Below are 26,445 nucleotides of genomic sequence, written 5' to 3'. Positions count from 1 at the left end.
GCTAGTACTCGAGGTCCCCACGATTCTTCACCGTCTTCGCCGTCCCGCTCGTCCGCGGCTGGGAGGTCGCCTTCTCCTTCTCCAGCGTGATCGGGATCAGGAGGTTGTGGTTGGGCTCGACGGTGACCGATTTCGATTGATGGCCCTTCGCCGAGAAGGTGAGCTCGACCGGCGCATCGCCGCGCGGGATCTTGATGGGGCCGGGCGCGACGCCGAGCTTGCGCTCGCCGAGGTGGATTTCGACGTTCTCCGGGGTCGCCTGGACGCGAAGCTCGATTTCGAGCGGCACATCCGGCACGACCGTGGGCTCCGGCGCGCTCGGCTTCTCCGGGGGGAGCGCGGGGAGCGTGGGCGGCGGGGGAGGCGGAGGCGGCGGGTGCGCAGCCACGGCGTCGGGCCCGCCCCGGGAAGCATAAAGCGTCGCCACGCCGATTCCCGCGACGAAGAGGCCCGCGCCGAGGGCCACGAAGAGAACGTTGGAGCGGCGGCTCGGCGCGGCGTCCGGCGTAGACCTGAGCGTGGCCTTCGGCTGCTCCCCCGAGGGCGAGGTCGAGCCCGTGGTCGCCGGCGCGGCGTCCGGCTGCATCATGGTGGTCGCCTGCCCGAAGACGGCTTGCTCGGCGGGCGTGAGGCCCGCCGGCACGTCGAGGCGCGGGAGTTTTTCGCTCGAGCGCGTGGCGACGGCGGGCACCTCGATTCCCGCCGCGCGGGCCGCATCGACGACCGCGTCGATCGCGGCCGTCACCGAGGCCGGGCGTTCGGCCGGATCCTTCGCGAGCATCCGGAGCACGGGCGCGTCGAGGGTCGTGCCGAGGTCCGGACAAACCGACGACAGGGCGGGGGGCGGAGACTGGACCTGCTGCATGAGCACGTCCATCACGTCGTCGCCCAGGAACGGCGGCTGGCCCGTGAGCACGGCGTGGGTCATCACGCCGAACGAATAGATGTCCGTCCGGTGATCGACCTGCTTGCCGCGGCATTGCTCGGGCGACATGTAGAGCGGCGTGCCCATGGGCGTGCCGGTGCGCGTCTTGTGGCTCTGCGAGTCGCCAAGGAGCTTCGCGATGCCAAAATCGAGGAGCTTCGGGAAGACGGAGCGGTCCTCGTCGAAGACCAGATAGACGTTCTCCGGCTTGAGATCGCGGTGCGCGATGCCGGCGGCGTGCGCCGCGTCGAGGGCGCGCGCGATCTGCCGCAGGATGGGCAATGCCTCGGAGGGGCGGAGCCGGCCGCGTTCGCGCAGGTATGCTTCGAGGGTCATGCCCTCGAGCAGTTCCATGATGTAATACTGCCGTCCGTCGTCGAGCTTGCCGAACGAGAAGATGTCGATGATGCCGCGGTGGCGGATCTGGTTGACCGCGCGGGCCTCGGCGACGAACCGCGAGACCATCACCGGGTTGTGCGAGTATTGCGGGTTCAGGACCTTGATCGCCGCGAATTTGCCGATGACCGGGTGGACCGCGGCGTACACCGCGCCGAACCCGCCCTCGCCGATTTTGCGCTCGATGCGGTATTCCCCGACGATCCGGCCGGGCTCGAGCTGGAGCGCTGCGGCCGGGATCGCGTCGTCCGGGACGAGAGACGTGCCGTCGCTGGGGCAGGTGGCGACGTCGCCCGAGTAGGTGGCAAGGCAAGTAGGACAGGTGGCCATGCGGCGCTCGGCGGCAGCCTACACCACGCAGGGGCGCGAGTAGAAGCCCGAAGGCACGAAACGTACAGCTTGACAGGAGGCATGTGGGGTCGTTCGCTTCGCCGGGCATGGAAGCGGCGTCCCGGTTCGTCTCGGAGAGCCTCGCGCGAGCGCTCGCGCTCGTCGTGCCGGCGCTCGACATCCTGCGCGAGCGGCCGGATTCCAAGGAGTCACCCGACTTTTGCGAGGCGCGCGGCTATGCGGCCTTCCTGCGCGCGCTTGCCGACGACGAGCTCGCTCGTTGCGAGGCCGAGGGGCTCGCGGCGCGTTTGCCGATGCTCGCGGGCGCGCCGCCGTCACTCGTGGAGCTCGGGCGCGCGGCGCGCGAGGTGTCGGCGCTGCCCGAGCGGCTCGCGGCGACGCCGGGGACGCGGCTCGATCGGCCCCGATCGATCTCGGAGCGCAAGACGCGGCAGCTCGAAGCGTTGCTCGACGCGGTCGAGCCCATGGCGCGGAGGGCGCGGAGGATCGTGGACGTGGGCGCGGGGCGAGGGCACTTCACGCGCCTCGCGGCCGAGATGTTCGATCGCGACGCGGTGGGCATCGAGCGCGAGCCGCAGCGCGTGGAGGCGGCTTCGATCCTCGGGCGGGGCACGCGCGCGCGGTTCGTCGTGCTCGACGCGCTTCGGGATTCGATCGTGTTCTCGCCCGACGATCTCGCGGTGGGGCTGCACGCGTGTGGCTCGCTCGGCGATCGGTTGGTGCTCGAAGCATCGAGGGCGCCGTGCGACGTGGCGCTCGTTTCGTGTTGCCTGCAGAAGATCGACGGACCTTCGCGCGAGCCGCTCTCGGCCGCGGCGCAGGCGGCGGGGCTCGTGCTGCCGCGCGAGGCGCTCGGGCTTTCGAACCTGACGTCGCGGCTCGTGGGCGTGGAGGCGAGCCTTGCGGAGATGCTTGCGGCGCGGAAACACCGGCACGCGCTCGCGCGGCTCTTGCGGGCGCGGGGCGTCGCGATCGCGCCGGGCGAGGAGATGCGCGGCATCAACCGGCGGCGGGCGCGCGAAGGGCTCGGCGAGCTCGCGGCGCGAGCGCTCGCGCTCCGCGGGCTCGCGCCTGCGACCACGGCGGAGATCCGGGAGCACGAGGCGGAAGGGGCGATCGAGTTCGACCGGATTCGACGCTGGACGTTGCCGCGCGCGATGCTCGCGCGGCCGCTGGAGATCACGGTCGTGCTGGACCGCGCGGTGGCGCTCGAAGAGCGTGGGTATACGGCGCGGGTCGCGGAGGTGTTCGCGGCGGAGGCGACGCCGCGAAACCTCGCCATTCTCGGCGAGGCGCCGCGGGGATGAGAAACACGTTTTATTTGGGCGGAGGCAGCACGCACGTCCCGTTCGGGGTGCAGACGAGCGGCGGGCAACAATCCTTGTCCGTGCTGCACGGGCCGCATTGGCCGCCGGGGCCGCAGGCGGGGGTCGGGTTCACGCAATCGTGGCAATCGGTGCACGCGCTGCCCGGCGGCTGGCAGCCGTCGATCGTGATGATCGCCTCGTCGTAATGGACCTTGAACTGGTGGGCCGTGGCGATGCTCTTCGCGAAGACGGCGCCGAAGATCTCGAGTGCGTTGCTCGCCTGGAGCGCCGCGTTCGGCATGTAGAGGTTCGCCCCGAGCACGAATGCGCCGGCGAGCGCGACCTGCGTGCCGCCGATGTAGACACGTGTGGCCGCGGGGCGCGTGATCGCGCCGATCGCCGCCTGGTTCGTCAGGGCCACGTTGCCTTTCACGAAGAGATCGAGCTCGGCCGTGTCGGTGAGGTCGATCGTGAGCTTGCCGGCGACCGCGATGTCGCCGTCGATCGCGAGCACCGTGCGGCCCGTGAGGTGCACGGTGACGGTGCTGTTGGACTTGATGCCCGTGAGGAAATAGCGGCCGCAGGGCAGGGTGATCTCGGTGGGCATGCTGGGGGTCGACACGAGCACGTCCGGGGCGACGTCATTTTCGTCGTTGTCGTTCGTCCCGCCGAACGCCTGGACGATGCCGGCGACGTCGACGGGATCGTCGCAGTTGCAGGGCGTCTCGATGTCGACCGGGCCGACGACGGAGCCGCCGAGCGCATTCACCTTCGCCGTGTTGTCGGCGATCGGGGTGAAGAGCTTGCCCTGGATCGTGAGCTCCTTGTTGCTGCTGTTCACGACGCCGCCGATCGTCGCGTTGCTCTGGGCGGAGGCCACGTGCGAGATCGTGGCATTGCCGCCGCATTGCATGTCCTGCACGACGTCGTGCTGGTTCGTCGTGTTCATCGAGCCCTTCACGAGCAGCGCGCCCTTGATGCTCGCCGCGGCCTGCGCGCTGTAGTTGCCATTGACGCCGATCGAGCCGCCCGCGAGCGGTTTGTTCGGGTCGATCGAGGAGAACGAGTCGGTCTGGATGGTGTTGTTCGCGTCGAAGCCCGTGCAGGAGCAGGCGGCGAAGAGGAACGTCTTTTTGCCGATGTCGCCCGTGCATTCCCCGGACCCCGGGATCGGGATCGCGCCATTGCCCATGCAGAAATCCTCGAGCCCCGCGTCGAGCGGGTTTCCGCCCGTGCCCGAGGAGGACGACGACGGCGCGCCGCCCATCCCGCCCGCGCCGCCGGATCCGCCGGAGCCCACGAATTCGCCGCCCACGCCCGCGCCGGCCTGCCCGCCCACGCCGCCCGCGCCGGCCTGTCCACCCGCTCCGCCCGTGCCCGAAGCCGATCCCGCGCCCGCGCCTCCCGCTCCGCCTGATCCGCAGGCAGCGACGAGGGCCGTGGGCAATGCCACCAGGACGAGGAGAGAAAAAAGCTGCTTGTGTCCCATCATGACCGGATACCACGATGGGGACACAACACGTCAAGCCCCTTCCCTTGACGTCTCGCGCGCACGCCGCTAGCCCTGTGGGGGAAACGCCGTGTCCACCTCGTATGATCTCGCCGCCATCGCCGCCCGGCTCGCCATTCTCGATCTCGTGTCCGAGGCCGCCACGACGGAGCGACAAGCGGCCGTCGCTGCGATCCTGCGCACGCCACGGGAGGGGAACGAGGCCGAGGTCCTTTTGATCCGGCGCTCCGAGCGCCAGGGAGATCCGTGGTCCGGGCAGATGGCGTTCCCGGGCGGGCGGCGGGAGCCCGCGGATCCGAGCCTCTATTACACGGCCTTGCGCGAGACGGAGGAAGAAATCGGGCTCGATCTCGCCCAGCACGGCCGCTTTCTGGCGCGGCTCGCGGACCTGCCCGCCGTGGCCCGGGCGCGGCGCGTCGGAATGAACATCACGCCGTTCGTCTTCGCGCTCGACGACCCCGATCCGCCGCCGTTCACATTGAGCGCCGAGGTGGCCGAGGTGGTATGGGCGCCGATCGGCCCGATGGCGCGTGGCCAGAGCGCATCGAAATATGCATACAACCACGAGGGAAACGTGCTCGATATGCCGGCGTTCGCCGTCGAGCAACGAATCGTGTGGGGATTGACGTACCGCATGCTCGAAATGCTGTTCGAGGTCCTCCACCAGCGTTGAGCCCCGACAGGGCTTGACAGGCGGCTGCCATTCTGATGGTGTCTTCGCCTTCCTTTTTGCGCGAGGTGGAGACGTCATGAGGGCATTCCGCGGATCGTTTGTCGGGGCTATGTTCGTCGGGATCGTGCACGTCGCGGTGGGCTGCGGCGGGTCCGACGAGCTGCCGGGCGCGGGTGGGGGAGGGGCCGGCGGCAGCGGCGGATCGGGCGGTGATCCCATCACGTGCTCGTTCGAGGTGGCGTCACACGACGTGGGATGCCCCGGCGGGAGCTGCCCCATCACGGCCGACGTGGAGGTGCGCTGCACCGAACGCGAATTCGGCGCGGCCGGGGTGCGCGTCGCGCCGGGGCCCACGGGGACGTTCCTCGGCACGTCGAGCCACGACGGGACCTATCTCTTCGAGATCACGCCCACGGGCGGCAGCCGGTTCGACGCATTTCCGATGCGGCTCGACGCGACCGCGATGGTGCTCGCGCAGGGGCCGACCGGCGAGGTATACGCCGTCGGCGACGAGACGACGATCGACGGCAGCACCTCGCCGGTCGGATATCCAAACGGCCTCGTGCTCGTGCGCCCGGAGGGGAGCGGGTTCGTGAAAGAGGCGGTCGCCGACAGGGACGACCGGTACGTGCCCGTCCACGATTTCGAGATTGATCCGGCGGGCGTCGCGCACGTGTGGTACGCGAGCGAGCCGCCGAGCGGCGTTTCGGTCGCCAAGCGCACGGTGGACGGGAGCTTCTCGTCGTCGGCCGTGAAGACCGTCGGCGAGGGGAGTCGATTCACGATCGACGCCTCGGGCGCGCCGGTCTCGCTCGGGTTCATCCCCAACGGCTCCTTTTACGATCTCGCGTACGGCGATCCGCCGGAGGTCCTGACCGGCGTCTCCGTGCCCTCGGTGATCACGAAATACCGCGTGACCCAGGCCCCGGCGAGCGTGCTCGGCGCGGGCATCGAGCCGTTCGTCGCCGTCCTCCAGCACGACGTCGGCCTGCACGTGGTGTGGCCGGAGGGCCAGGCATCCGACGAGATCGAGATCCCCGACACGAACGTCCCGCCGTACGTTTGTCCCGCCACCACCGAGTACGATTCGCAGAACGGGACATGCCCGGCTCCCTGCCACGAGACCACGACAGGCATCGAGAACGGCGCCTTCGCGATCACGCGGACCGCGGACGGCAAGGTCTGGCTCGCCTGGATCGTGAGCCACCTCGATTACATGCGCGTCTACCAGAAGCAATGCTTCGACAGCGAATTCATGTGCATCTGCAGCGGCGTGGCCGAGGATGTGAAGACCACGAACGATCTCGTGATCGCGCGGTACGAGCCCGGAAACCTTGCCGTGGATCCCTTGCTCACGCTCCCGATCGACGCGCCGGCGGCCTACGATCTGTTCTCCGACCTGTGGACGGACGTGCGGCTGCTCGACATCCGCGCATTCGGGGCCGACGTGGCCGTGGGCGTGCGGCTCGAAGACGAAAAGGGGCTCAAGGTGCGTGTGCTTCGCATCCTGAACACGCCTTGAATCCGGCGCCGGGCGCTCAGGCCGTGTACCCGCCGTCGACCACGATCTCGGCGCCCGTCACGTACGAGCTCTCGTCCGAAGCGCACATCAAAATGGCCGCCGCGACCTCCCGCGGCGTCGCGAAGCGCTCGAACGGCGAGGTCTTCGCGAGCGCCGCGTAGGCGTCCCGCACGTCGCCGAGCTCCTTCACGAGCGCCTGGAAAAACGGCTGCTTCTCCCACATCGGCGTCTCCACGCCCGCGGGCAGCACGGCGTTCACCCGGATCCGGTGCGGCGCGCCTTCGAGCGCCGCCACCTTCGTCAGCATCACCACGGCGGCCTTGCTCGCGCAATACGCGCCCGCGCCCGCGCTCGCCTTCTTGCCCGAGGCGCTCGCCACATTGACGATGCTGCCCCCGCCTCCGCTGCGCATCACGCGGATCCCCCGCTGCGTGCCGAGAAAAACGCTGTCGAGGTTCACCGCGACGACGCGCCGGAAATCGGCGAGCGTGCTGTCGGCGAGCGTGCCGCTCGACGCGACGCCCGCGTTGTTCACCAGGATGTCGATCCTGCCCCAGCCCGCGAGCACGCGGTCCATGACCGACTCCCAGTCCGCCTCGTCCGTCGCGTCGAGCTCCAGCGCGAGCGCCTGGCCGCCGCGCGTCGCGATGCGCGTGGCCGCCGCCTCCGCCGCCGCGACGTCGATATCGGTGACGACCACCCGCGCGCCCTCCTCCGCGAAGAGCTCCGCCGTCGCCTGCCCGATGCCCGACCCCGCGCCCGTCACGAGCGCCACTTTGCCTGCGATGCGTCCTGCCATGGTGCCCCGAGCCATCATCCGCGGCCCCACGCGTCTCGTCAACCGCCGAGCATCCCGGGCACCCTCGCGGTACGCCCGGGACGCACGTTTCGTGCGCGCGATTCATCTCCCGGGCGCGCCTGTCTCGTGGCACCATGCCGCGTCATGACCGCCGCTCTCTCGTACACGCACGGCACGAGCGCGACGCCGCTGCTCGGCGAGACCATTGGGGAAAACCTGCGCCGCACGGCGTCGCGGTACCCGGATCGGGAGGCCCTCGTCGTCCGCGCGCAGGGCGTGCGGTGGACGTACGCCGAGCTGTGGGAGGCGACGACGCGCGTGGCGCGGGGCCTCGTCGCGTTCGGCGTGAAGCGGGGCGATCGCGTGGGGCTCTGGTCGCCGAACCGGTTCGAATGGGTCGTGCTCCAGTACGCCGCGGCGCGCGTCGGCGCCATTCTCGTGAACGTGAATCCCGCGTACAAGACGGCGGAACTCGAATACGCATTGCGGAAATCGGGCGTGTCGGTGCTGTTCGCGGCGCGCAGGTTCCGGACCACGAGTTACGTGGAGATGATCGCCGAGGTCCGCCCGCGCCTCGCCGAGCTCCGGCTCGTCCTGATCCTCGACGACGACTGGAAGATGATCGTCGAGGCGGGCGGGCACGTGAGCGACGACGCGCTCGCCGAGCGCGAGGCGGAGCTCTCGTTCGACGACCCGATCAACATCCAGTACACCTCGGGCACGACGGGGTTTCCCAAGGGCGCGACGCTCTCGCACCACAACGTGCTGAACAACGGGTTTTTCGTGGGCGAGGCCCTCGGCTACGGCCCGGACGATCGGGTCTGCATTCCCGTGCCGTTTTACCATTGCTTCGGCATGGTGATGGGAAACCTCGCGTGTACGTCGCACGGGTCGACGATGGTGATCCCGGGCGAGGCGTTCGATCCGCTCGCCGTGCTGGAAGCGGTCGAGGCCGAGAAGTGCACGTCGCTCTACGGCGTGCCGACGATGTTCATCGCGGAGCTCGATCATCCGCGGTTCAAGGAGTTCGACCTGCGCTCGCTCCGCACCGGGATCATGGCGGGCTCGCCGTGTCCGGTGGAGGTCATGCGGCGCGTGGTCTCGCAGATGCACATGCGCGAGGTGACGATCTGTTACGGGATGACCGAGACCTCGCCCGTCTCCACGCAAAGCGCGATGGACGATCCCGAGGACAAACGCGTCGGCACCGTGGGCCGCGTGCACCCGCACGTGGAGGTCAAGATCGTCGACCCGAAGACGGGCACGGTGCTGCCGCGCGGGGTCGCCGGCGAGCTCTGCACGCGCGGCTACAGCGTGATGCTCGGCTATTGGGGCGACGAGGAGGCCACGCGCGTGTCGATCGACGCGGGCCGCTGGATGCATACCGGGGATCTCGCGACGATCGACGCGGCGGGATACGTGAACATCGTCGGCCGCATCAAGGACATGATCATTCGCGGCGGAGAGAACGTGTATCCACGCGAGATCGAGGAGTACTTGCACCTCCACCCGCGCGTGAGCGAGGCGCAGGTGATCGGCGTACCGAGCGCGAAATACGGCGAGGAGATCATGGCCTGGATCCGGCCGAAGCCGGGCGACACGGTGAGCGAGGCCGAGCTCGTCGAGTTTTGCAAAGGGAAGATCGCGACCTTCAAGATCCCCCGGTACTGGAAGATCGTGGACGAGTTCCCCATGACGGTGACGGGGAAGGTGCAAAAGTTCCGGATGCGCGAGGTGGCCGTGGGCGAGCTCGGGCTCGAGCTCGTTTCGCGGGTCGAGACCGCCTGAGCCGCGGGGTCAGCCGCCGAGCTTCGCCCGGAGCTTGCTGATCGCGTCCTTGAGCTCCGTGTCCTCACGATAACAACACGGATCCCGTTTGGCCGAGCAGGGGGCGTCCTTCACGATCAAGAGCTCGTCGAGGGCGAGTCCGTCGCCCTCCTCGACCGCGCGGGCGAAGAGCGCGCGCTTGTCGGGACAAGCAGCCTTGCGCAGCTCGTACGCGACGCGCAACGCGGGCGTGGCGCGGTCCAGGATGCCCGGCTTTCCGAGGATGTCCTGGGCGCGGCGGCTCGCCTTCGTGCCGCCGCGGGTGCGCACCACGTGGAAGAGGACGTCGAGGCCGCCGCTGCCAAGCTCATTTTCGAGCGCGTCGAAGACCTGATCCGACTCGGTGAAGCTCGTCTCGAAGCCAATGCCGGCGACGACCGCGCCGACGTCGCCACGGAGCTCGCTGCCGGTGAGGCGCGAAGGATCGAGCTTCGCGAGCGCGAGAAAAGCCTTGGCCCCCGGCCGCCATTCCTTGCGGGAGGCCGCTCGCCGGAGGCGCTCGGCCCATTCCGTGGCGTCCGCGCCTTCGATGTCGGTCGGCACGCTCGCCGGGGCTGCCGCGCTCGTCGACGTCGGCTCGGCGCTCGCCGTGGGGGTTTCTTTGGGCTCGGACGATCCCCCGCGGAGGAGGACCACGACGAGCAGGAGCACCGCGAGCGCCGAGAGGCCCGAGGCGATCAGAATGAGCGAGCGCTTCGGGAGCTTCGTCGCAGGCGAGGCGGCCGCCTTCGCGGGCGGGGCCTCGGGGGCCTTCTCCGGCGCCTCGTCGAGCGCGCTCCCGAGCGCCTTGTCCGGGGCCTTCGCGGGCGCCGCGGCCGCCTCGTCGAGCGCCGCGAGCACCTCGTTCGCCGAGGCGAACCTTTGATCCGGCTGCCGCGCGAGGAGGCGCATCACGACGGCCTCGATCCGCGGCGGCACCTGGATCTCCGGCGCGCGCGCCCGCATCGGCGGCGGATCCTCGCTGCGGATCCTCTTCAGGTGGAGCCCCGGATCGTTCTCCTCGAACGGGCGTTTGCCCGTGAGCATCTCGTACATCACGACGCCGAGCGCATACAGATCCGAGCGCGCGTCGACGCCTTCCATGCCGCGCGCCGCCTCGGGCGCCATGTACGCGAACGTCCCCATGACCATGCCCACGCCCGTCAGGGCCGGGCTCGGCTTCGCGTTCCGCCCCTGGTCCGAGAGCAGCTCGACGCGCACCTTGGCGAGGCCAAAGTCGAGGAGTTTTACGGTCCCTCGGTTATCGACGAGGATGTTCTGCGGCTTCACGTCGCGGTGCACGATGCTCTTTTCGTGCACGGCCCCGAGGGCCATGGCGAGCTGCCGGCTGATGGAGAGGGCGCGATCGAGGGCGAGCGTCCCCTCGTCGATGAGGTCTTTCAGCGCCGTCCCCTCGACGAACTCCAGGATCAGGAACTGCGAGCCGTCGTCGAGCTTGCCGAAATCGGTGGCGGCGACGACGTTCGGGTGGCTCACGTGCGCGCCCGCGATGGCCTCGCGCTCGAACCGCACCGAGAGCTCGACCATGCGGGCCATGTCCGGCCGGAGGACCTTGATCGCCACGCGCTTGCGCAGGTGGACCTGCTCGCCGCGGTAGACCGCCCCCATGCCGCCGTGCCCGATGAGCTCGTGCACGACGTACCGATCCGAGATGAGCTTGCCCACGAGCGACGCGAGCTCGTCCTGGAGCAGCGAGCCGGGCCCCCGCTCCGAAAGCGCCGAGCTCGAGATCAGAAGGGCGCTCGGCTCGCCGTCCGCCGCGGCCGCCGGCTGCGCGCGCGGCACGGTGACGGCTTCGTCGAGGACCGAAGGGGAAGGCCCGTCCGGCGGCGTGGACTTCGACATGCGCCGAGACTACCTGAGGTCGAGCGGTCCGGACAATGGACGGCGAGCGGTCGGGATTCGTACGGCGCCGGAGGGATTTCAGGAGCCGTACTTGACGCTGCAGCCGTAGGCGCGGGTGTCGGGCGTGCGCACGGGCTTGCCGGCGGCGAGGTCTTCGAGGGCCACGTCGACGTGGTTCACGAGCTTGCCATCCTTCGGCGACTCGCCCTCGCCGTCGGGCGAGTTGTCGATGGCGCCGCGGTAGACGAGCGTGCCCTGCGCGTCGATCACGAACATGTGGGGGGTGTTCGTCGCGCCATACAGGTGCCCGACCTTGCCCGTCTCGTCGGCGAGCACGGGGTTTTCCATGCCAAACGCCTTTCGCCCCTCGGCGACGCGCTCCGCTCCGTGGCCCTGCTTGCCGGGCGCGCCCGAGTTGATCCCGAGCCAGACGACGCCCTTCTCGACGGCGCGCTTCGAATACCCCTTGAGCGATCCCTTCGTGTGGGAGGCCTTGACGAACGGGCACTCGGGGTTGAACCACTCGAGGACCACGATCTTGCCGCGGTAGTCGGCGAGGTGGTGCGTCTTGCCCTCGTAGTCGGTGAGCGTGAAATCGGGGGCGGGCTTGCCGATCTCGGCGCCCGCGGCCGGTTTGTCCGAGGCTGCCGCCGCCGCCGCGGAGGTTTTTCCTTCCGGGGCCTTCGCCTCCGGCGCCGGGGCAGGGGCTTCTTTGTTGCAGGCGAGGAGGAAGAGCGGAAGGAGCAGGACGTGACGTAGGGTCATGCGGGGCATCTTTCCACGCCCGGGCGGGGGGGCAAGGATGTCCGGAGGCGCTCTCTCCCGGGGAGCGCCATTTTTTCAGGGCTCTGGTGTAGAGTGATGATGACAACATGCCCTTGCCCCGGTTTTTTCCCGATCCAGTCCTGAACAACGTAGCGCTGACCGCTGCGGCCACCGCCATCCTGCTTCTCGCGCCGCTCGCGCTGGCCATCTTCTTGCGGTGGGTCGTGCGCCAGGCGACGCAGTCGGTTCGCTCGAAGTCCGTTGAGAGCGCTGCCGAGCAGGTCCAGAAGTCGCTGCGCCTCGTGGCGACGGTCCTTGCGCTGCTCGTCGTGGTGGGAGGCTGCGCGACGCTCGCCATTGCCATCATTCGGGACATCGATCTTCATCCGTGGGCGAACCGGTTCGTCGCATACACGAGCGTCCGCACGGGCCAGGACCTCCTCCACGGCGCGACGATCGTGGTCGCGGTCGCGGTCGGCTGGCTCGCGCTGCGCATCTTCTTCAAGTCGCTGCTCGATCGCATCCAAGCGAAGCTGCTCTCCGTCGCGGCGCTCGAGGGCCAGAAAGAGGAGATCCCGGTCCTGCGGCAGCGGGCCGCGAGCCTGGGGAGCGTCGCGTTCCTCTACGGCCTGCACCGCCTCGGCAGCGAATCGCTGGGGCTACCGTGGAGCGTCCACTGGCTGCTCGACACGATTCTCTACGTGCTCCTCGTGGTGTGCGCGGCGCGGACGCTCGCGGGGATCGGCGTCCTGAGCCTCGAAGGGATCGACAACGTGGGCGCGGCCCGCCTCGAGAAATCGGCGCTGCACGTCTACTACGCCGGCATCCGCAAGCTGCTGCCGCTCGCCAAGCGTACCCTGGAGGCCATCATCCACCTCGCGGCGGCGACGCTCATCGTGCGGCAGTTCCAGACGCTCGAGGCCTTCGCGCCTTATGGTCCGCGCATCATCCGGCTCCTCGGGACCTTCTTCGCGGCCCGCGTCTTCGTCGAGCTCGCGCGTGTGGTCCTGGTCGAGGCGTTCGCAGGCGAGAAGAGCGCGGAGGACGAGACCTCGAAGCACCGCGTGACGCTGGTCTATCTCCTCCAGAGCATCGTCACGTACGTCATCTATTTCGGCTCGGCGCTGATCATGATGGATCAGCTCGGCATCGACACGAAGCCGTTCCTGGCCGGCGCGGGCATCGTGGGGCTGGCGGTGGGGCTCGGCGCGCAGAAGCTCGTCAACGACATGGTGAGCGGCTTCTTCATCCTGTTCGAGGGGCACTTGCTCAAGGGCGATTACGTGCGCATCGGGGACTGCGAAGGGACGATCGACTCGGTCCAGCTCCGGGTCACGATGATCCGCGACGGCTTCGGCCGGATGTTCACGTTCCGGAATGGCGACATCGGCACGATCATCAATTTTTCACGCGAGTACGTGCACGCGGTCGTGGACGTGATCGTGGAGCTCCAGGCGAACCTGAACCAGGTATTCGAAGCGCTGGTGGAGGCCGGGAGGCGCCTCGGGGAGGCGCACCCCGATCGCGTCCTCGACAAGCTGGTCGTCCGTGGCGTGACGCAAATCGCGCAGAATGGCATCGTGGTTCGCGTCGCCGTCAAGCTCACGCCCGGGGATCCGGATCCCATGCCGCGGATCCTGCGCAAGTTCATCAAGGAGGTGTTTGACGAGCGAGGAATCCAGCTCGCGAATGCGACGCAGCTCGCCGTCGTGCTGACGAACGACGCCGCCGAGGCCGGTCGAGCGCCCGGGAAGCCGCGCCGCGCGGGGATCGAATTCGAGGCGCTGCCGCCCGCGCCCTGACGAACGGGCGCGCGCATGGGGCCGTTTCAGGTTCCGGTGGGCAGGAGCTCGCCGGGGCCGGTGCGCTCGGAGTCCGCCGGGCGGTGGGAGGCGAGCCACGCGCGGGCCTCCGCCTCGGTCGCGACGAACGTCACGGGGAAGGAGAAGCGGCTCGGCAGGATGTGGGCGCCGGCGGTGAGGACCATCGACATCGCAATACGAATCGGGAACGACGCACCGAAAATGGCGCCGGCGACGACCGGAATACGCTCGGTCGAGCCCCGCAAGAAGACCTGCCGCACGCGCTCGCCCGAGGTCTTGTACCGCGTGACGTCGAGCATCGAGAGCAGCGGGCCGTGCTTCCGACCGATCTCGTAGATCCGGTCGATGATCCCCTGGGCCTCGTCGACGGAGAGGGAGCCATCGAGCACGGTGCAGATCTGGTTTGGGGCCTCGAAACGCAAGCGGTGCGGCCCGAACCGCTCCTCGAATGACGACGATGTGCTCATGACGCGCCTCCCCGGTTCGACCGACTCCGCAATCCCCTTTGCAACGACCGATCCAGCCCCTTGCGCCCATGGTGAATCGAATCCTTTCATGGAGTTGTGGCGTCGGCCTTCGCGCGTCTGCCGTTGCACCGGGGAAACGGGCCCCCGCGGCCCTTGCGAGGATGCAATCAACGGCTTGACGCGACGCGTTGTTCTGGGTGATGGAAAACGGATGACAGGCACAGGGGCAGCGGCTTAGACATGCGATCCATGCGAACGGTCTTTGGGGTGAGCGTCATCTTTTTGTTGTGCTTCGCCGGATCGGCCTGTGGGGCGAAGGTCGTCGTGGATACACCCGGCGAGGGCGGGGGCAGCGGCGTCGGCGGCGGGAATTCGTCGAGCTCGGGGCCCTCGACGTGCACGTCCGGCGAGGTGGAGTCGTGTTATTCGGGTCCCGCGGGCGTGATCGGTGTGGGGGTTTGCCAGAGCGGCATTCGTATCTGCTCGGCGAGCGGTACGTTCGGGGCATGCCAGGGGGAGACGCTGCCGTCCACCGAGGTCTGCGGCAATGGCCTCGACGAGGATTGCAACGGCGCCGTGGACGACCCTGCGGTTTGCAATGGAAATTGCGTTGGTTGCGCCGAGTACACCTCGGATCCCTCCCTCGTCCTTTGCCCCAATTCCCAGGAGTTGTACAAGGAGCTCTTTGGTTGCCTCTGCGCCGGGACCTGCGCCGTCTCCTGCAGCGCGAACCTCTGCGTCGGCGCCGAGCCCGCGGCGTCGTGCATCACTTGCGCGACCGACGTGAACGGCTGCGGCAACGAGTTCGCTGCCTGCGTGAACGATATCTGATCCCGGCGCGCGCTCACGCTTCCGGTGTGAAGACGACGCGCATGCAACCGTCCCGTTTCTCCTTGAACGTGTCGTACGCCGCTTGCCCGTCCGCGAGGCGGGCGCGGTGGGTGAGGAGATAACTCGGGTCGATCTCGCCTTTTCGGATGTGCTCGAGCAGGCGCGGAATGTACCGCTGGCCGTGCTGCTGGCCCATCTTCAGCGTGAGCCCCTTGTTCATCGCGGCGCCCATGGGGAATTTGTCCACGAATCCGCCGTAGACGCCCATGATCGAGACGGTGCCGCCTTTGCGGCACGCGAGGATGGCCTGGCGCAGGACGGTCGGACGGTCGGTCTCCAGGCGAACGGCCTGCTTGACCCGATCGTACGCGTAGTCAATCCCCGTCCCGTGCGCCTCCATGCCGACGCAATCGATGCACGCGTCGGGGCCGCGGCCGCCGGTCATCTCGCGCAGCGCCTCACGCACGTCGACCTGCTCGTAATCGAGGATCTCCGCGCCCGCCCGGTCCCGAGCCATGGCGAGGCGCTCGGGGAAGCGGTCGATCGCGATGACGCGCTCGGCGCCGAGCAGGTAGGCGCTGAGGATGGCCATTTGCCCGACGCCGCCGCAGCCCCATACAGCCACGACGTCGCCGCGCTGGATGTTGCAGAGGTCGGCGCCCATGTACCCCGTGGGCAGGGCGTCCGAGGCGAAGAGGACACGCTCGTCGGGCAGGCCCTCGGGCACCTCGAATGCGTTCGTGTCGGCGAACGGCACGCGCACGTAGGTCGCGTGGCTGCCCGCGAAGCCGCCGAAGGCGTGCGAATAGCCATAGATGCCCGCGGTCGCGTAGCCGTAGAGTTTGTCGAGGAGCTCGGGCTTCGGGTTCGTGTTGTCGCAGAGCGAGTACTGCTCGGTCTGGCAGAAGAAGCAATGGCCGCAGCCGATGATCGAGTCGACGACGACCCGCATGCCGGGGCGGAGTTTTTTCACTTCGGTCGCGACCTCGACGACCTCGCCGATGAACTCGTGGCCGATGATGTCGCCTTGCCGCATCGTGGGCACGTATCCATCGAGCAGGTGCAGATCCGAGCCGCATACGCTCGACATGGTGACGCGCAGGATGGCGTCGTGCGGGCCGAGGATCTGGGGATCGGGGACGGTCTCGACCCCGACGCGGTTCACGCCTTGATAACAGAGCGCCTGCATGGTCATGTCTCCTTCGTCGTCCGGTTGTCTCGGCGCTAGGCCGCGTGCATCACAGGGAGGTGCCGCCCGGAGGGTTGTCCCTCGGTCGTGACGATTTCGCCGGCTTCGAGCAGCATCTTGAGGCGGCGCAGGCCGGCGCGGGCCCAGGCGTCCGGATCCGCGCCTGCCACGGCGGCGAGGGCGCGGAGCAAGATGCCACGCGTCTTCGAGAGCTCGAGCACGAGCCGGATCTCCGTCCCGCGCCCGCCGGGCGCATTCCCCAGGAGAATGGCGAGCCGCTCCGGCGGACCCTCCGCGTGGCCGAGCACGATCGCGCGGGCCTCGTGGTCGAGATCGATATGGGCCTCCCACGAGGAGCGCTCCCCATGGACCGCCGTCCATACCCGGATGCGTCCGTCGCCGAGGTCCTCCACGCGCTCGACGTGCGGCGCGAAATGGGGGACGTGGGCCGGATCCCGCAAAAAGGAGTAGACCTCGTTCGCGGGGCGGGCGACGGTGACACTGCGCTCGATGCGCGTGAACGTTTCGGTCTCGAGCAAGGGCATGTACGTGGGCTTCGGGGCCTTGCGGGAGCTCATGCCGAGGGCCGCATACGCAGGGCAATGGCCGCGGACGCCGCGATGGGCGAGCGCGCCGCCGACCGCGCCCGCGAGGAGGCCGAGCGCGCCCCGGCGCCAGAGGCCCCAGGCGACGAGGCCACTGCCGAGCGCCGCGGAGACGACACGCTCGCTCGGGCCCACGTTCAGCGGTTTCATCCTGCGCGCGCGCGCAGGAATGCCGTGGATGTCGTCGAGCTTGGGTGTATTGGATGGCATGCGGTCTCCTCTGGGGCGTCGGGTGCGAGGCAGAGAATGCAAGGAAGAGACCTCCTCCCGGCCGGGCGTGGTCGACGAAGGGAGCGGGATCCTCGGGATCGGGACTTGCAGCGAAATGGGGGCGGCGTCCTCGGCGGAAAATCGAGGGCGAGAGGAGCTCTGCAATGAACGACGGGAGGAGCGCGATGCGCAGATCTTTTCGTTTGGTGAGCGTGGCCGGCCTCTTCGCGGCGCTCGCGGTGGCGGGGTGCCAGGAGCGGGACCGCGGCGGGCAGGCCGGGGCCGAGGTGCGGAAGGGCGGCGAAGGGGCGGCGGTCCAGCAGCCGGCGACGCCTCCCCCCGGGGGGCAGCAGCTCGCGCAGCCCGCCGCGCCGGAGCCCATTCGTGATTTGACGATCGTGCTCGTGACGCCCGACCGCCCGACGCTCTTCAATCGGCAGTTCGACCTCGTCGGGGCGCAGGTGCAGCGGGTCTCGAACGATCGGGTCTTCTGGATTGGCCCGAACGCCGAGCGGGTCGTGCCGGTCTACCTGGACGACCAGGCCCGGAGCTCGCTGCAGCAGGGCCAGCACAAGCTGCAGAAGGGGGATCAGGTGGCGCTGGTGGGCGAGCTCCGGCAGGCGCCGAACGTGCAGCTCTTGCAGCAGCAGTGGGCGCTGTCCTCCCAGGAGGCCAATGAGCTGAGCGGCGGGCAGGTCTACCTGCTCGCGAATCGGATCCTCATTGGCGAGCAGCCAGGTCCGAAGAGCGGCCAGCCGCAGGGGACGCAAGGCGGCCAGCAGCAGGGCACGCAGGGCGGCCAGCACCAGGGCACGCAAGGTACGCAAGGCGGACGGACGGGCGGCCAGGGCCGCTGATACCTCCGCCGGATCGAATCCCATGGGCGCGCAGCGTGGGGCCTCCCGGAACTCCACGTTGCGCGCTGTTTTCGTTTCGCTGCACCATTTCCTCTTTCGTCGCGATGACGAAGGCGCGCGGCGCTGGCACGTCCGTAGCGAGAGCCAAGGACGAGGCCGCGCGAGCGCCTCGCCTGGTTTCGCGGGGGGAACGTGGAGCGACACGAAAGGCTGGAGCGGACGGCGGCGCTCTCCGCGCTCCGCTGGGGCGTGCGCCTCGCGTTCGCGGCCCTCGGGATCGGGATCGTGGGCGCGCTCGTGCGGCAGGTGGGCGCGGAGGCGCTTTGCCAGATTCTGCGCGACGCGGCGCCGTGGCTGCCGCTCGTCGTGGGGCTCGAAGCGGCGCGCATCGGGACGGACGCGCTCGCGACGTACGCGGCCTATGGTCCGGCCGCAGGGAAATGCCTGCCCGTTCGGGTCCTCGTGCGCGCGGCGCTCGTGGCGCGGGCCGTCTCGTCGATCGCGCCCGCCGGACGGACGGCGGCCGAGGCCACGAAGGCGGCCTTGCTCGCGCCGTGGGCAGGTCCGGCGGCGGCGACGGCGGCGGCCGCGACGGGGCAAGCCGTGACCCTCGTGAGCGGAGGGATCCTCTCGGTGCCTTGCGCGGCCGCGGCGTACGTGATTTCGGGGGCCTCGCCGATCACGATGGCGCTCGTCCTCCACGCCGGGCTGCTTATCACGGCCGGGACGGGCATCCGGGTGGCGATGCGCGCGCCGTGGCTCGGCGCGATCGCCGGGCGTTTGTCGCGGCGAGCGGGCGCGCATGTCCATGCCATGCAGGCGCGGGCCCGCGAGACGAGCCTCCTGCCGCCCGGGCCGATCGCCGCGATGCTCCTCGGCCGCGTGATCCAGGTCGCGCAATATGCAATCCTGGCTCGCGCGGTGGGCGCGGCGACGGGCGTTTCGCGCGCGCTCGTGGCCGAGGGGGCGAGCATGGTCGCGCTCGCCGTGGGCGCGTTCGTCCCCGCGCAGGTGGGCGTGAGTGAGGGGGCGTTCGCGTGGAGCGCCGACGTGCTCGGAGCGACGGTGCCCCAGGCCCTCGCCATCGCGCTGCTCGGGCACGCGCTCGAGGCCTTCTTCGTGGCGGTGGGCGCGCTCGTGCCACTTTTATGGAGAGCGCCCGCGCCGCCGGACGAGCAGCCCGAGCATTGAAATCAAAACGTGCAATCCCTTCGCGATAACGTCCAGGCCGGTCTTGCGACGAGGGGGAGGTGCGTGCAAAGGTTGCCCGCCTCATGCCGTTCGTCCCGCTTGTTTTCTCGCCCCGGAGGGCGCGCCGCCATCCCCGGCTCGCGGCCGTGTCCGTCCTCTTTCTCGCTCTCGCCGGCTGCGAGCTCGGCAGCGGGCGCGCGCGCGATTTGCGCGAGGCGTGGATGGATCCGGTCTACGCCGCCGTCGGCACGCCGCCCGCGCCGCTCGCGTCGGGTGATCGCGACGGCGATGGGCTCTCGGACGAGCGGGAGGCCGAGCTCGCACGCACGTTCGCTCCCATTGTCCTCCTCGACCGCGAGGATCGCGCGCGCCCGGCGTCGGTGCCGTGGGTCATGGAACGGTCCGATTTCGTGGAGGGCGCCGCGCGCGTGCGCCGCGCGCGCAGGGCGTTCGACGACGACGTGCGCCAAGGGAGCGAGCGCCCTGAGGACTGGGTGACCTACGTCGACGTCTATCCGCGGGCGAGCGGCGGGATTCACCTCGAATACTGGTTTTATTACCCGTACAACGACGGTCCGCTGATTTTCCAGCACGAGAGCGACTGGGAGCACATGACCGTGCGCCTCGACGAGGCGGGCCGCCCGCTCGGCGCGTATCTCGCCCGGCACGAGGACAACAATCCCGGGCCTTATTTCGCATGGTCCCGGCTCCGGAAGGAGGGGGAGCATCCCGTCGTTTTGTCCGCGCGCGGGACCCACGCGACGTATGCCGACCGCTCGGACCTCGCGTGGTTCGAATCGGCCGCCTCGTCGTGTGACGATCTCGCCGCGTGCGCCGATCGGCCGTGGCGGACGTGGGAGGGCGGCGGGCTCTCGCGGCTCGACGACGTGCCCGAGAGCGCGCTCGCGGGGCGGGCGTTTCGCTTCGACGGCCGCTGGGGCGCGGCCGGCTTTTGGCCGGGCACGAGCGCGCCGCGGGGCCCGATGTTCCAGTCGGGGCATTGCGCGGGCGGATTCGCCGCGTGCCGCAAGCCGATTGAAATGGCGAGCCTGCCCTGAACGTCCTGGTCGCGCGGCCGCCTCCCGACGGAAAAAAGAATGGAATGGGAGCGATAGTTCGCTCGTCCGCCCGGCGAGCGAACTTGTATACGCCGGTTCTCCGGGGTATCCTGAATCCCAATGCGATCCGGTGAGGTGCTGGACGATCGGTTCGTGCTCGGGAGGCGGGCCGGATCTGGAGGGATGGGGACGGTGTGGCGCGCCGTCGACCGGATCACGGGGGAGCCCGTGGCGCTCAAGGTCCTGCGTGACCCCGAGGGGGAGTCGGGCCCGCGTTTCCTGAAGGAGGCGCGTATCCTCTCGACGTTCGAGCACCCGCACGTCGTGCGTTACGTGGCGCATGGCATTGCCGCGTCGGGTGAACCTTATCTCGCGATGGAATGGCTCGAAGGCGAGAGCCTGCTCGCGCGCCTCGAACGGGGCGCGCTCGGCATCGAGGAGAGTTGGTCCCTCGCCCGCAACATCGCGGATGCGCTCGGCGCGGCGCACGCGCGGCGGATCGTCCACCGGGACGTCAAGCCGAGCAACTTGTTCCTCGTGGGCGGCGCGCCCGATCGCGTGAAGATCGTCGATTTCGGCATCGCGCAGAGCGGCGGGACGGACGCGCTCACCCGGACGGGCTCGATCCTGGGGACGCTGGGATACATGGCCCCGGAGCAGGCGCGCGGCGATCGCGAGGCCGACGCGCGGGCCGACGTGTTCGCCCTCGGGTGTGTCCTGTTCGAATGTTTGTCGGGAAAACCCGCGTTCCAGGGCGCGCACCCGATGGCCCTGCTCGCGAAGCTCCTGCTCGAAGATCCTCCGCGCCTTCGGGATCTGCGCCCGGACGCGCCCGAGCCGCTCGCGGCGCTCGTCCATCGTTTGTTGTCCAAGGATCCGGAGGTGCGCCCCGAGGACGGCGCGGCGGTGCGCGAGATGCTCGACCGCATCGACGCGACCGCGAGGCTGCCCGTCTCGACCGGCGAGCCTTGGCGGGCGTCGCTCACGGGCACGGAGCGGCGGCTCGTCTCGATCGTGGCGGTCTCGCCGCCGCTCGATCGCGAGGCGCCGCGGGACCTCGTGGCGGCGGTGCGGCGCGTGGCGCTGCCGCTCGGCGCGCGGGTCGAGGAGCTCTCGTCCGGCGCGGTCGTGGCCGTGCTGCTCGGCGAGGGCAGCGTGGTGGACCAAGCGGCGAACGCGGCGCGTTGCGCGACGTGGATGAAGCTCGCGGCGCCCGAGGCGGCCGTCGTCCTGGTGACCGGGCGCGGCGAGTCGACGAACCGCCTGCCCGTGGGCGAGGCGCTCGAACGCGCGGCGGCGCTGCTCGACGAGGCGCTCTCGGCGCAAGAGGACGGCGCGCCCGTCCGGATCGACGACAACACACGCGCGCTGCTCGACGCCCGCTTTGATCTGGTCGAGCAAGAGGGGCGGATCGCGCTGCGTGGCGAGCGCCGGACGGGGCAGGAGAGCCGCACCTTGCTCGGCCGGCCGAGCCCCTTCGTGGGCCGCGACCGCGAGCTTCGGAACGTCCTCGACCTCGTGGACGAGAGCTTCGACGAACGATGCCCCTCGGCCGTGCTGGTGACGGCGCCGCCGGGGATGGGCAAATCGCGCCTCCGGCAAGAGCTTTTGCGGGTGGTCAAGGAGCGCCACACGAACGTCGTGTGCACCTTCGCGCGGCCCGACGCGATCGGCGCCGGATCGGCCTTCTCGCTGCTCTCGGGCGCGCTGCGCGACATCCTGCAGATCTCGGCGGGCGAGCCGATCGAGGCGCAGCGCCGCAAGATCGAGCTGCTCGCGTCGGTCCTCGCCGACGAGGCGGAGCGACGCACGATCATGGAGTTCCTCGGCGAACTCGCGGGCGCGCCCTTCCCCGACGAGGGCAGGCCACGCCTGCGCGCGGCGCGTCAAAACCCGCAGCTCATGGCCGACCAGATCGAGGCGGCGTACCGCGCGCTCACGGCGGCGGTCGGGGCCACGCGGCCGATCCTCGTGGTGCTCGAGGATCTGCACTGGGGAGACGCGCCGTCGCTCAAGATCCTCGACGCCGCGCTGCGTGATCTCACGGATGTGCCGTTCGTCGTGCTCGCGTTCGCGCGACCCGCGGTGCACGAGGTCTTCCCGCGCCTGTGGGCGGGCCGGAACGTGCAGGAGATCCGGCTCGGACCGCTGCCACGGCGCGCCGCGACGGAGCTCGTGTCGGCCGTGCTCGGCGGCGACGTCGCGGCGGAGCGCGGCGCGGCGCTCGTGGAGCGCGCGGAAGGAAATGCGTTTTTCCTGGAAGAGCTCATCCGCGCGGTCGCGGACGGTCGGGGCGGAGAGCTGCCGGACACGGTGCTCGGCATGGTGGAGGCGCGCCTCTCCGCGCTCGCGCCCGAGTCGCGGCGGCTGCTCCGGGCCGCGAGCATCTTCGGCGAGGCGTTCTGGGAGAGCGGCCTCCGCGAGCTGCTCGGCGACGGCGAGCCGCTCGCCGGTTCGCTCGCGGAGCTCTGCGCGCGCGAGCTCGTCACGCGGCGGCTGCATTCGAGGTTCGCCGGACAGGAGGAGTACGCGTTCCGCCACGCGATCATCCGCGAGGGCGCGTACGCCATGCTCACCGATCAAGACCGGCACCTCGGCCACCGGCTCGCCGGGGCGTGGTTGAAGCGCGCCGGCGAGCCCGACGCGCTCGTCCTCGCCGAGCATTTCCAGCGCGGCCGCGACCCCGAGAACGCCGCGGCCCATTACCTCCGCGCCGGCGGCCAGTCGTTCGACCGCGACGACTTTTCCGGCGCGCTCCTCTGCGCGCAGCGCGGGATCTCCTGTGGCGCCTCGGGCGAGGTCCTCGGCAACTTGCAGGCGCTCTCGGCGATGGCGCATTGCTGGCGCTCGGAGCTCGACGCCGCGCACCGGGCGAGCGTCTCGGCGTTGCCGCTCGTCGCGCACGGCAGCCGCTGGGCGTGCTTGCTCCTCTTTCACGGCACGTGGGCCTCGCTCGTCGTCGGCGCGGAGGAGGATTTTCTCCGCATGGCCGGCCGATTCGTCCACTTCGAGCCCGAGCCCGACGCGCGCCGGGATTACCTGTTATGGGCCCCGCTCGCCGCCTCCTTGCTCACGTCGTACGGGCGTCGCGAGCTCTGCCGCGCCCTGCTCGACCGGGCCGAGCGGCTCGCTGCTTCGATGCCCGCGCTCGACCTCGACCTCGCCGGCTCCTTGGCGATCGGGCAGAGCGACGAGCTCCGCGCCTTCGAGCGCGCCCCGTTCCGCCAGCTCGAGCTCACGCGCCGGGCCGTCACCGCGTTCGAGGCCATCGGTGACGCGCGCAACCACATCACCGCGTTGAACCGGCTCGGCCAGGCCCTCGGCGAGATCGGCGAACGCGAGGCCGGTGAGCGCGCGTTGCGGGCCGCCGTCGATCACGCGCGCCGCATTCGTGGGCCGTTTGCGCTCCTGCAATCGGAGCTCCACCTCGCGGCGCTGCTCGTCGGCTTCGGCGAACCGGCGAAATGGGCCGAGGCGGAGAGCATCGCCGAGCGCGTGCTCGGGGCCGCGGGCGTGAGCGACGGATATCGCGGCTGGGCGCGTGGCCTTCGGGCGCAGATCCTGCTCCACCGCGGCGTGTACGAGGACGCCGTCCGCGAGGCGCGCGTGGCCCTCGCCCTTTGCCAGCGGGTCCCGCTGCGCAAGCTCTGGATCACCACGCTCCTCGTGCGTTGCCTTTTCCTTTTGCGAAAGGCGGACGAGGCGCGCGCGCTCGCCCGGGAGATCGGCGCTGCGCTCGGCAAGGACGGCGGTGGGTACGTCGAGATTGAGGCGCGGCTCGTTATGGCCGAGGCGTGTGCCGAGGAGGGCGAGATGGAAGAAGCCTCGCGGGCCCTGCGCGACGTGGTGCATCGGATCGAGGCCCGCGCCGCGGAGATCCCGGACGAGGCGCTGCGCTCGCATTACCTCCAGGCCGTGCCCGAGAACGTCCGCGCCCGCTCGCTCGCGACCGCGTGGCTCTGATCAGCGCGCCTTCGCGGGCCGCTTTTTCTTGGGCGGGGCGGGCTCGTTCGCCAGGGAAAACGCCGTCGCGGCGCGCAGCGCGTCGAAGAGCAGCACCTTCGCGAGCGCGACGATCTGCTCGATCGGCACGGATCTCCGCGCCACCCAGTCGATCGAGGCGGCCTCCACGAAGCCGATCCAGCCGCGCATCGTGGTGTGGACGAGCGGGCCCGTGGCTTCGGGGGGCAGGTCCGCGACGATGCGGCCGAGGAACGTCGCGCGCGTCTCCTCCAGCACCGCGGCGACCTCCGGATCCGAGCCGATTCCGCCCCGCATCAGGGCGACGTAGGCGGCCCCGCGTCGCTCCACGTACGCGAGGTACGTCCGCACGCCCTCTTCGACTTTCTCCTCGGGCGAGGCGTCCGGCGCCGTGCCGAGGGTCTCGTCGAGCAGCTCCTTCGACGCCGCGCGCAGGGCCGCCACGTAAAAATCGCGCTTCGTCGGGAAATAATGATAAAGCAGCCCCTTCGAGACCCCCGCGGCGCGCGCGATGTCGTCGATCGAGATCTCGTCGTAGGACCGCTCGCTGAAGATCGACAGGCCGAGCGCGAGGAGCTGGGCGCGGCGCTCGTCGACCTCGAGCCGCGCGCGCGGGGCGGGCCCTCGTTCGGCGTCCGCCGGGGGCCGCGCCGCCGGCCTCGGCCTTGCTCGGCTCTTCATGAGGCGAGCCTATACCTCCGGCGCCTCGGATGTTCAATCGTCGGCTTTCTTGTTGACTTCAGTTCAACAGGCGGTATCTTCGGATGCACTACTGAACCGGAGTCAACAGCCATGCAGCGCGCGCGCGTTTCGGGCTCGGTCAGCCCCATCGTCATCGTCGGCAGCGGCTTCGCGGGCCTGGCCATGGCGATCCGGCTCAAGCAGGCCGGCATCCACGATTTCATCCTCTTCGAGCAGGCGGGGCGCGTCGGCGGCACCTGGCGCGACAACCATTACCCCGGCGCGGCGTGCGACGTCGAATCGCACCTCTACTCGTTCTCGTTCGAGCCGAACCCGCGCTGGACGCGCAGCTTCGCGCCGCAGGCCGAGATTCTCGACTACCTCGAAGCCTGCGCCCGCAAGTACGGCTTGCTCCCCCACATTCGCCTGAACACCGAGGTCCGACGCGCCACGTTCGACGAGCGGGCAGGGGTTTGGCGGGTCGAGACGAGCGACGGCGGCACGACGATGGCGCGCGTGGTCGTCTCGGCCTGCGGCGGCCTCAACCGCCCCGCGCTCCCGGACATCCCCGGCCTCGGCGCGTTCGGCGGGAAAACCTTCCATTCGGCGCGCTGGGACGAACATGCGGATCTCGACGGCAAGACGGTGCCGGTCATCGGCACCGGGGCGAGCGCGATCCAGATCGTGCCAGCCATCGCGCCGAAGGTCGGGCGTCTCCACCTCTTTCAGCGCACGCCGCCGTGGATCCTGCCGAAACAAGACCGGGCGATCACGCCCCGCGAGCGCCAATGGTTCGCCCGTGTGCCGCTCCTCCAGCGGATGGCCCGCCTGCGGCAATACTGGTGGCACGAGCTCTTCGCGCTCGGGTTCGTCGCCGAGCCGCGCATCATGAAGCTCGCCGAGCGGCTCGCGCGGATGTACCTCGCGAAGAGTGTGCCCGATCCCGTGTTACGGGAAAAACTCACGCCGCGATATACGATGGGCTGCAAGCGCGTCCTGCTCTCGAACGATTATTACCCCGCGCTCCTTCGATCGAACGTCGAGCTCGTCACCGATCCCATCGAGGCGATCGAGGCGGAGGGCGTGCGGACGAGCGACGGGGGGGTCCGCGAGGTCGATACGCTCATCCTCGCGACCGGGTTCCAGGCGGCGGAGGCCGTCGCGCCGTTCGAGATTCGCGGGCGCGGCGGGCGTGATTTGAACGACGCGTGGCGCGACGGGCCCGAGGCGTATCTCGGGACGACGATCGCGGGGTTTCCCAATTTTTTCCTGATCGTCGGGCCCAACGTCGGCCTCGGCCACAGCTCGATGGTCTTCATGATCGAGTCCCAGGCGGCCTACGTCATGAGCTGCATCGAGGCGATGCGGGCGCGGCGCTGGAAGTTCGTCGACGTGCGGCCGGAGGCGCAGGCCGAGGAGAACCGCAAGCTCCAGGCGCGTTTTCCGCGCACGGTCTGGTCGACCGGATGCGTGAGCTGGTACCAGACCCGGAGCGGCAAGAACACCACGCTTTGGCCGGGCTTCACGTTCGAGTATCGCCTGCGGACGCGGCGCTTCGATCCCGCACCCTACGAGGTGGTCCCGATGGCGTGAGCGCCATTGACGGATCGGCGCGGGTCGGGTTTTCATGCG

Annotated in this window: 20 protein-coding genes; 11 read left to right on the top strand and 9 right to left on the bottom strand. The window is 69.8% G+C overall.

The window, feature by feature from the left end; translation table 11 throughout:
- Position 1: 1 nt before the first annotated feature.
- Positions 2–1,651, bottom strand: a complete 1,650-nt coding sequence (locus tag E8A74_RS25205; protein ID WP_136931619.1) for a serine/threonine-protein kinase — start codon at positions 1,649–1,651, stop codon at positions 2–4.
- A gap of 107 nt (positions 1,652–1,758) precedes the next feature.
- Here E8A74_RS25205 and E8A74_RS25200 point away from each other — a divergent pair, with 107 nt between their 5' ends.
- A complete protein-coding gene (locus tag E8A74_RS25200) occupies positions 1,759–2,979 on the top strand; it encodes a methyltransferase (protein WP_136931618.1) in 1,221 nt (406 codons plus the stop codon).
- Between the two features lie 10 nt (positions 2,980–2,989).
- Here the strand turns inward: E8A74_RS25200 and E8A74_RS25195 are convergent, their stop codons facing one another.
- Complete coding sequence (locus E8A74_RS25195) at positions 2,990–4,471, bottom strand: DUF7305 domain-containing protein (RefSeq protein ID WP_170229353.1); 1,482 nt, start codon at positions 4,469–4,471, stop codon at positions 2,990–2,992.
- An 88-nt stretch (positions 4,472–4,559) separates the two neighbouring features.
- Here E8A74_RS25195 and E8A74_RS25185 point away from each other — a divergent pair, with 88 nt between their 5' ends.
- The gene (locus E8A74_RS25185) at positions 4,560–5,162 is read left to right on the top strand and encodes an NUDIX hydrolase (protein ID WP_136931616.1); all 603 of its coding nucleotides are present in this window, start codon (positions 4,560–4,562) and stop codon (positions 5,160–5,162) included.
- A 76-nt stretch (positions 5,163–5,238) separates the two neighbouring features.
- On the top strand, positions 5,239–6,684 hold the full coding sequence (locus tag E8A74_RS25180; protein WP_136931615.1) for a hypothetical protein: 1,446 nt from the start codon (positions 5,239–5,241) through the stop codon (positions 6,682–6,684).
- Between the two features lie 16 nt (positions 6,685–6,700).
- Here E8A74_RS25180 and E8A74_RS25175 read toward each other — a convergent pair whose 3' ends face one another.
- Positions 6,701–7,483 (bottom strand): SDR family NAD(P)-dependent oxidoreductase, encoded by a 783-nt coding sequence (locus E8A74_RS25175; protein WP_136931614.1) that lies wholly within the window; start codon positions 7,481–7,483, stop codon positions 6,701–6,703.
- A 144-nt stretch (positions 7,484–7,627) separates the two neighbouring features.
- Here E8A74_RS25175 and E8A74_RS25170 point away from each other — a divergent pair, with 144 nt between their 5' ends.
- Complete coding sequence (locus tag E8A74_RS25170; RefSeq protein WP_136931613.1) at positions 7,628–9,271, top strand: AMP-binding protein; 1,644 nt, start codon at positions 7,628–7,630, stop codon at positions 9,269–9,271.
- A gap of 9 nt (positions 9,272–9,280) precedes the next feature.
- Here the strand turns inward: E8A74_RS25170 and E8A74_RS25165 are convergent, their stop codons facing one another.
- Both E8A74_RS25165 and E8A74_RS25160 read right to left on the bottom strand, forming a co-directional pair.
- The gene (locus tag E8A74_RS25165) at positions 9,281–11,155 is read right to left on the bottom strand and encodes a serine/threonine-protein kinase (RefSeq protein WP_211365444.1); all 1,875 of its coding nucleotides are present in this window, start codon (positions 11,153–11,155) and stop codon (positions 9,281–9,283) included.
- A gap of 78 nt (positions 11,156–11,233) precedes the next feature.
- The gene (locus tag E8A74_RS25160) at positions 11,234–11,920 is read right to left on the bottom strand and encodes a thioredoxin family protein (protein WP_136931612.1); all 687 of its coding nucleotides are present in this window, start codon (positions 11,918–11,920) and stop codon (positions 11,234–11,236) included.
- Between the two features lie 107 nt (positions 11,921–12,027).
- On the opposite strand from E8A74_RS25160, the gene E8A74_RS25155 reads away from it, so the two are divergent.
- The gene (locus tag E8A74_RS25155) at positions 12,028–13,722 is read left to right on the top strand and encodes a mechanosensitive ion channel family protein (protein WP_136931611.1); all 1,695 of its coding nucleotides are present in this window, start codon (positions 12,028–12,030) and stop codon (positions 13,720–13,722) included.
- A 26-nt stretch (positions 13,723–13,748) separates the two neighbouring features.
- Here the strand turns inward: E8A74_RS25155 and E8A74_RS25150 are convergent, their stop codons facing one another.
- A complete protein-coding gene (locus E8A74_RS25150; RefSeq protein ID WP_136931610.1) occupies positions 13,749–14,210 on the bottom strand; it encodes a hypothetical protein in 462 nt (153 codons plus the stop codon).
- Positions 14,211–14,459: 249 nt separating this feature from the next.
- Here E8A74_RS25150 and E8A74_RS25145 point away from each other — a divergent pair, with 249 nt between their 5' ends.
- A complete protein-coding gene (locus E8A74_RS25145; RefSeq protein WP_136931609.1) occupies positions 14,460–15,041 on the top strand; it encodes a hypothetical protein in 582 nt (193 codons plus the stop codon).
- 13 nt (positions 15,042–15,054) lie between these two features.
- On the opposite strand, the gene E8A74_RS25140 is transcribed toward E8A74_RS25145, so the two are convergent.
- Both E8A74_RS25140 and E8A74_RS25135 read right to left on the bottom strand, forming a co-directional pair.
- On the bottom strand, positions 15,055–16,230 hold the full coding sequence (locus E8A74_RS25140) for a zinc-dependent alcohol dehydrogenase (protein WP_136931702.1): 1,176 nt from the start codon (positions 16,228–16,230) through the stop codon (positions 15,055–15,057).
- Positions 16,231–16,265: 35 nt separating this feature from the next.
- The gene (locus E8A74_RS25135; RefSeq protein ID WP_136931608.1) at positions 16,266–17,045 is read right to left on the bottom strand and encodes a YgaP-like transmembrane domain; all 780 of its coding nucleotides are present in this window, start codon (positions 17,043–17,045) and stop codon (positions 16,266–16,268) included.
- A 185-nt stretch (positions 17,046–17,230) separates the two neighbouring features.
- On the opposite strand from E8A74_RS25135, the gene E8A74_RS25130 reads away from it, so the two are divergent.
- The 4 genes from E8A74_RS25130 to E8A74_RS25115 all read left to right on the top strand — a co-directional run bounded on the left by E8A74_RS25130 (position 17,231) and on the right by E8A74_RS25115 (position 24,114).
- Entirely contained in the window at positions 17,231–17,902 is a 672-nt protein-coding gene (locus E8A74_RS25130; RefSeq protein WP_136931607.1) for a hypothetical protein, read from the top strand.
- Positions 17,903–18,094: 192 nt separating this feature from the next.
- Positions 18,095–19,093: a flippase-like domain-containing protein gene (locus E8A74_RS25125; protein WP_232379735.1), complete on the top strand. Its 999-nt coding sequence runs from the start codon at positions 18,095–18,097 to the stop codon at positions 19,091–19,093.
- Between the two features lie 146 nt (positions 19,094–19,239).
- On the top strand, positions 19,240–20,151 hold the full coding sequence (locus E8A74_RS25120) for a hypothetical protein (protein ID WP_136931606.1): 912 nt from the start codon (positions 19,240–19,242) through the stop codon (positions 20,149–20,151).
- A 120-nt stretch (positions 20,152–20,271) separates the two neighbouring features.
- The gene (locus E8A74_RS25115) at positions 20,272–24,114 is read left to right on the top strand and encodes a serine/threonine-protein kinase (RefSeq protein WP_136931605.1); all 3,843 of its coding nucleotides are present in this window, start codon (positions 20,272–20,274) and stop codon (positions 24,112–24,114) included.
- Here the strand turns inward: E8A74_RS25115 and E8A74_RS25110 are convergent, their stop codons facing one another.
- A complete protein-coding gene (locus E8A74_RS25110) occupies positions 24,115–24,813 on the bottom strand; it encodes a TetR/AcrR family transcriptional regulator (RefSeq protein WP_136931604.1) in 699 nt (232 codons plus the stop codon).
- A 111-nt stretch (positions 24,814–24,924) separates the two neighbouring features.
- Between E8A74_RS25110 and E8A74_RS25105 the strand changes: the two genes are divergently transcribed.
- Positions 24,925–26,406 carry a flavin-containing monooxygenase gene (locus E8A74_RS25105; RefSeq protein ID WP_136931603.1) on the top strand — a complete coding sequence of 494 codons (1,482 nt, stop codon included), beginning with the start codon at positions 24,925–24,927 and terminating at the stop codon, positions 26,404–26,406.
- The last annotated feature ends 39 nt before the right edge of the window (positions 26,407–26,445 follow it).

This window comes from Polyangium fumosum, from assembly GCF_005144585.1.
GTDB lineage: Bacteria > Myxococcota_A > Polyangia > Polyangiales > Polyangiaceae > Polyangium > Polyangium fumosum.
The sequence above is the reverse complement of the archived record's forward strand: the minus strand, read 5'-3'. Positions and strand labels throughout refer to the sequence as shown.

What these genes read in the sequence shown, in the direction of transcription:
- E8A74_RS25205 (WP_136931619.1), bottom strand. Translation starts at nt 1,651, where the DNA reads ATGGCCACCTGTCCTACTTGCCTTGCCACCTACTCGGGCGACGTCGCC.
- E8A74_RS25200 (WP_136931618.1), top strand. Translation starts at nt 1,759, where the DNA reads ATGGAAGCGGCGTCCCGGTTCGTCTCGGAGAGCCTCGCGCGAGCGCTC.
- E8A74_RS25195 (WP_170229353.1), bottom strand. Translation starts at nt 4,471, where the DNA reads ATGATGGGACACAAGCAGCTTTTTTCTCTCCTCGTCCTGGTGGCATTG.
- E8A74_RS25180 (WP_136931615.1), top strand. Translation starts at nt 5,239, where the DNA reads ATGAGGGCATTCCGCGGATCGTTTGTCGGGGCTATGTTCGTCGGGATC.
- E8A74_RS25175 (WP_136931614.1), bottom strand. Translation starts at nt 7,483, where the DNA reads ATGGCAGGACGCATCGCAGGCAAAGTGGCGCTCGTGACGGGCGCGGGG.
- E8A74_RS25170 (WP_136931613.1), top strand. Translation starts at nt 7,628, where the DNA reads ATGACCGCCGCTCTCTCGTACACGCACGGCACGAGCGCGACGCCGCTG.
- E8A74_RS25165 (WP_211365444.1), bottom strand. Translation starts at nt 11,155, where the DNA reads ATGTCGAAGTCCACGCCGCCGGACGGGCCTTCCCCTTCGGTCCTCGAC.
- E8A74_RS25160 (WP_136931612.1), bottom strand. Translation starts at nt 11,920, where the DNA reads ATGACCCTACGTCACGTCCTGCTCCTTCCGCTCTTCCTCCTCGCCTGC.
- E8A74_RS25155 (WP_136931611.1), top strand. Translation starts at nt 12,028, where the DNA reads ATGCCCTTGCCCCGGTTTTTTCCCGATCCAGTCCTGAACAACGTAGCG.
- E8A74_RS25150 (WP_136931610.1), bottom strand. Translation starts at nt 14,210, where the DNA reads ATGAGCACATCGTCGTCATTCGAGGAGCGGTTCGGGCCGCACCGCTTG.
- E8A74_RS25145 (WP_136931609.1), top strand. Translation starts at nt 14,460, where the DNA reads ATGCGAACGGTCTTTGGGGTGAGCGTCATCTTTTTGTTGTGCTTCGCC.
- E8A74_RS25140 (WP_136931702.1), bottom strand. Translation starts at nt 16,230, where the DNA reads ATGCAGGCGCTCTGTTATCAAGGCGTGAACCGCGTCGGGGTCGAGACC.
- E8A74_RS25135 (WP_136931608.1), bottom strand. Translation starts at nt 17,045, where the DNA reads ATGCCATCCAATACACCCAAGCTCGACGACATCCACGGCATTCCTGCG.
- E8A74_RS25130 (WP_136931607.1), top strand. Translation starts at nt 17,231, where the DNA reads ATGCGCAGATCTTTTCGTTTGGTGAGCGTGGCCGGCCTCTTCGCGGCG.
- E8A74_RS25115 (WP_136931605.1), top strand. Translation starts at nt 20,272, where the DNA reads ATGCGATCCGGTGAGGTGCTGGACGATCGGTTCGTGCTCGGGAGGCGG.
- E8A74_RS25110 (WP_136931604.1), bottom strand. Translation starts at nt 24,813, where the DNA reads ATGAAGAGCCGAGCAAGGCCGAGGCCGGCGGCGCGGCCCCCGGCGGAC.
- E8A74_RS25105 (WP_136931603.1), top strand. Translation starts at nt 24,925, where the DNA reads ATGCAGCGCGCGCGCGTTTCGGGCTCGGTCAGCCCCATCGTCATCGTC.